The following is a 4,187-nucleotide window of genomic DNA, read 5'->3' on the forward strand; positions in this document are numbered from 1 at the left end:
CCGTAATCGCGCATTGCTCATCGATATCCGAGGTATCCCCACTGATGCCGATCGCCCCCAGCACCGCTCCTTCCTGATTCCTGATCAGCACCCCACCCGGTGCCGGCACCACGCTCCCCTGCCCCAGGCTGTTCAACGCGGCGATAAACGCCGGCCGCTGCTGCGCGTCCAGCGCCAGCAAGCGTGAACCCTTGCCCAATGCAATCGCGCCCCAGGCCTTGCCGATGGCGATTTGCGGGCGCAGCAGACTGGCGCCGTCTTCGCGCTGCAGGGTGATCAAGTGACCGCCGCTGTCGAGCACCGCAATGGTCAGCGGCGCCGCTGAAATCGTGCGGCCTGCGGTGAGGGCCTGGCTGGCTAGCTGGGTGGCGAGTTTCAAGGTTAAAGCGCTCATGGTGCCGTCCTTCTTTTGTTATTGGGAATGCGGTGGAGGTCTGTTGGATCAGATGCTCGATCAAACAAATAGAACACAATGAATTTAATTTTTGTATACAATATTTCCTAACAAATTCGCCATACGTCGAAAAAACGCCTTCCGACGAACGCAAAGGCCAGCGCATAAAATGGATTGACCTGCGCCGCTCGCCGTGAATACACTTTGAACAGACACCACTTGTATACAATTACAAAACGCAAGAGGCACCAAAATCATGAGCAAAATGAGAGCAATCGAAGCCGCCGTCCTGGTGATGCGCCGTGAAGGCGTGGACACCGCTTTCGGTATCCCAGGCGCCGCAATCAACCCGCTGTATTCGGCCTTGCAGAAAGTGGGTGGTATCGATCACGTCCTTGCTCGCCACGTTGAAGGCGCCTCGCACATGGCCGAGGGCTACACTCGCACCAAGGCCGGCAATATCGGCGTGTGCATCGGCACCTCGGGCCCGGCCGGCACCGACATGGTCACGGGCCTGTACAGCGCCTCGGCCGACTCGATCCCAATCCTCTGCATCACCGGCCAGGCGCCACGTGCACGCATGCACAAGGAAGACTTCCAGGCCGTGGACATCACCAGCATCGTCAAGCCGGTGACCAAGTGGGCGACCACCGTGCTCGAACCCGGCCAAGTGCCCTACGCGTTCCAGAAAGCCTTCTACGAAATGCGCTCCGGGCGCCCCGGCCCGGTGCTGATCGACCTGCCGTTCGACGTGCAGATGGCCGAGATCGAATTCGACATAGACGCCTACCAGCCGCTGCCGCTGGCCAAGCCCTTGGCCACGCGCATCCAGGTGGAAAAAGCCCTGGCCCTGCTCGACCGGGCTGAACGCCCATTGCTGGTGAGCGGTGGCGGCGTGATCAACGCCGATGCCAGCGAGCTGCTGGTAGAGTTCGCCGAGCTGACCGGTATCCCGGTGATCCCGACCCTGATGGGCTGGGGCACCATCCCTGACGACCATCCGCTGATGGTGGGCATGGTCGGCCTGCAAACCTCGCACCGCTATGGCAACGCGACGCTGCTCAAATCGGATGTGGTGCTGGGCATCGGCAACCGCTGGGCCAACCGCCACACCGGTTCGGTGGAGGTGTACACCGAGGGCCGCACATTCATTCACGTCGACATTGAGCCGACGCAGATTGGTCGCGTCTTCACCCCGGAACTGGGCATCGTCTCGGACGCCGGCTCTGCACTGACCATGTTTATTGAAGTCGCCCGCGAATGGAAAGCCGCCGGCAAGCTCAAGGACCGCAGCGCCTGGCTGCATGACTGCCAACAGCGCAAGGCCACCCTGCACCGCAAGACCCACTTCGACAACGTGCCGGTCAAGCCGCAACGGGTGTACGAAGAGATGAACCAGGTGTTCGGCAAAGACACCTGCTACGTCAGCACCATCGGCCTGTCGCAGATCGCCGGCGCGCAATTCCTGCACGTCTACAAGCCGCGTCACTGGATCAACTGCGGCCAGGCCGGTCCGCTCGGCTGGACCATTCCGGCGGCGCTCGGCGTGGTCAAGGCTGACCCGAGCCGCAAAGTGGTCGCGCTGTCAGGCGACTATGACTTCCAGTTCATGATCGAGGAACTTGCGGTGGGCGCGCAGTTCAAGCTGCCGTACATCCACGTGGTGGTGAACAACTCCTACCTGGGCTTGATTCGCCAGGCCCAGCGCGGCTTCGAAATGGACTACTGCGTGCAGCTGTCTTTCGACAACCTCAATGCCCCGGAACTCAACGGCTATGGTGTCGACCACGTCGCCGTCGCCGAAGGCCTGGGTTGCAAGGCCCTGCGCGTATTCGAGCCGGGCCAGATCCAGCCGGCGTTGCGCAAGGCCCAGGAAATGATCGAAGAATTCAAGGTGCCGGTGATCGTAGAGATTATCCTGGAGCGGGTGACCAATATTTCCATGGGCACCGAGATCAACGCCGTCAACGAATTCGAAGACCTGGCCCTGGTCGGCAACGACGCGCCGACTGCCATTTCCCTGCTCGATTAAGGAGAACCCTATGCCGCGCTTTGCCGCCAACCTGTCCATGCTGTTTACCGAGCAGGACTTTCTTGCCCGTTTCAAAGCGGCCGCCGCTGCGGGTTTCGAAGGGGTCGAGTACCTGTTCCCGTATGAATTCAGCTCGGCTGACATCAAGGCGCAACTCGACGCCCATGGCCTGACTCAAGTGTTGTTCAACCTGCCGGCCGGCGACTGGGCCAAGGGCGAGCGCGGCCTGGCGTGCCACCCGGACCGGGTCGAGGAATTCCGCGCGGGGGTCAAGCTGGCCATCGCCTACGCCCAGGTGCTGGGCAATACCCAGATCAACTGCCTGGCGGGGATTCGCCCGCAAGGCGTTGACGACGAGACCCTGGAAAAAACCTTCGTCGCCAACCTCCAGTACGCCGCTGAAAAGCTGCAAGCGGTCGGCATCAAGCTGGTCATGGAGATGATCAACACCCGCGACATTCCGGGCTTCTACCTGAACAACACCGCCCAGGCCCTGTCGATTCGCGAACAAGTGGGCAGCGCCAACCTGTTCCTGCAATACGACATCTATCACATGCAAATCATGGAAGGCGACCTGGCCCGCACCCTGGCCACGCACCTGGACCAGATCAACCATATCCAGCTGGCGGACAACCCCGGGCGCAACGAGCCGGGCACCGGTGAGATCAACTACCGCTTCCTGTTCGAGCATCTGGACCGCATCGGTTACACGGGTTGGGTCGGCTGCGAGTACAAGCCGTTGACCACCACCGAAGCCGGTCTTGGCTGGCTGAAAAGCCATAACGCCATCTAATAAAAAGAGGATTCTTTCATGGCTAAAATCGGATTTATCGGCACCGGCATCATGGGCCAGCCCATGGCGGCGAACCTGCAGAAAGCCGGGCATCAACTGTTCCTGTCTGAACACCACGGCAAGGCCCCCCAGGCCCTGATCGACGCCGGCGCCGTGGCCCTGGCCACCCCCCAGCAAGTGGCTCAGGAAGCCGAGTTCATCATCGTGATGGTGCCCGACACGCCGCAGGTCGATGACGTGCTGTTCCGCGAAGACGGCGTCGCGGCGGGCTTGTCACCGAACAAAGTGGTGATCGACATGAGCTCGATCTCGCCCACCGCCACCAAAGCCTTCGCCGCCAAGGTCAACCAGACCGGCGCGCAGTACCTCGACGCGCCGGTGTCCGGTGGTGAAGTCGGCGCCAAGGCCGGCACCTTGAGCATCATGGTCGGTGGCGAGGCGCAGACTTTCGAACGCGCGCTGCCGCTGTTGCAGAGCATGGGCAAGAACATCACGTTGGTCGGCGGCAATGGCGACGGCCAGACCGCCAAGGTCGCCAACCAGATCATCGTCGCGCTGAACATCCAGGCGGTGGCCGAGGCGCTGTTGTTTGCCTCGAAAAACGGCGCCGACCCGGCCAAAGTGCGTGAAGCGCTGATGGGCGGCTTTGCCTCGTCGAAGATCCTCGAAGTGCACGGCGAACGCATGATCAAGGGCACCTTCGACCCGGGCTTCCGTATCAACCTGCACCAAAAGGACCTCAACCTGGCCCTGGCCGGGGCCAAGGAGCTGGGGATCAACCTGCCGAACACCGCCGGCACCCAGCAGGTATTCAGCACCTGCGCCGCGATTGGCGGCGGCAATTGGGACCACTCGGCGCTGATCAAGGGCTTGGAGCATATGGCGAATTTTTCGATTCGCGATAAGTAATTCAATTTGAAACGCAGACCAGTGTGGGAGCTGGCTTGCCTGCGATAGCGGTCCTTCAG

Annotated in this window: 4 protein-coding genes; 3 read left to right on the forward strand and 1 reads right to left on the reverse strand. The window is 61.4% G+C overall.

All coding sequences use genetic code 11. The annotated features are described in order from the left end of the window. On the reverse strand, positions 1-394 hold a 394-nt coding region (locus tag WBR57_RS25315), incomplete at its 3' end, for a GlcG/HbpS family heme-binding protein (RefSeq protein ID WP_424087707.1). Positions 395-650: 256 nt separating this feature from the next. On the opposite strand from WBR57_RS25315, the gene gcl reads away from it, so the two are divergent. From gcl to WBR57_RS25330, 3 genes are read left to right on the forward strand one after another with little or no spacing between them, the layout of a single operon-like run. Further along, positions 651-2,426, forward strand: a complete 1,776-nt coding sequence (gene gcl, locus WBR57_RS25320; protein ID WP_424087708.1) for a glyoxylate carboligase — start codon at positions 651-653, stop codon at positions 2,424-2,426. 10 nt (positions 2,427-2,436) lie between these two features. After that, complete coding sequence (gene hyi / locus WBR57_RS25325; RefSeq protein WP_424087710.1) at positions 2,437-3,219, forward strand: hydroxypyruvate isomerase; 783 nt, start codon at positions 2,437-2,439, stop codon at positions 3,217-3,219. Between the two features lie 18 nt (positions 3,220-3,237). Continuing rightward, positions 3,238-4,128: a 2-hydroxy-3-oxopropionate reductase gene (locus WBR57_RS25330; RefSeq protein WP_424087712.1), complete on the forward strand. Its 891-nt coding sequence runs from the start codon at positions 3,238-3,240 to the stop codon at positions 4,126-4,128. Positions 4,129-4,187 lie beyond the last annotated feature (59 nt).

The organism is Pseudomonas sp., from assembly GCF_049590575.1.
Classification (GTDB): Bacteria; Pseudomonadota; Gammaproteobacteria; order Pseudomonadales; family Pseudomonadaceae; genus Aquipseudomonas.

What these genes read in the sequence shown, in the direction of transcription:
- gcl (WP_424087708.1), top strand. Translation starts at nt 651, where the DNA reads ATGAGCAAAATGAGAGCAATCGAAGCCGCCGTCCTGGTGATGCGCCGT.
- hyi (WP_424087710.1), top strand. Translation starts at nt 2,437, where the DNA reads ATGCCGCGCTTTGCCGCCAACCTGTCCATGCTGTTTACCGAGCAGGAC.
- WBR57_RS25330 (WP_424087712.1), top strand. Translation starts at nt 3,238, where the DNA reads ATGGCTAAAATCGGATTTATCGGCACCGGCATCATGGGCCAGCCCATG.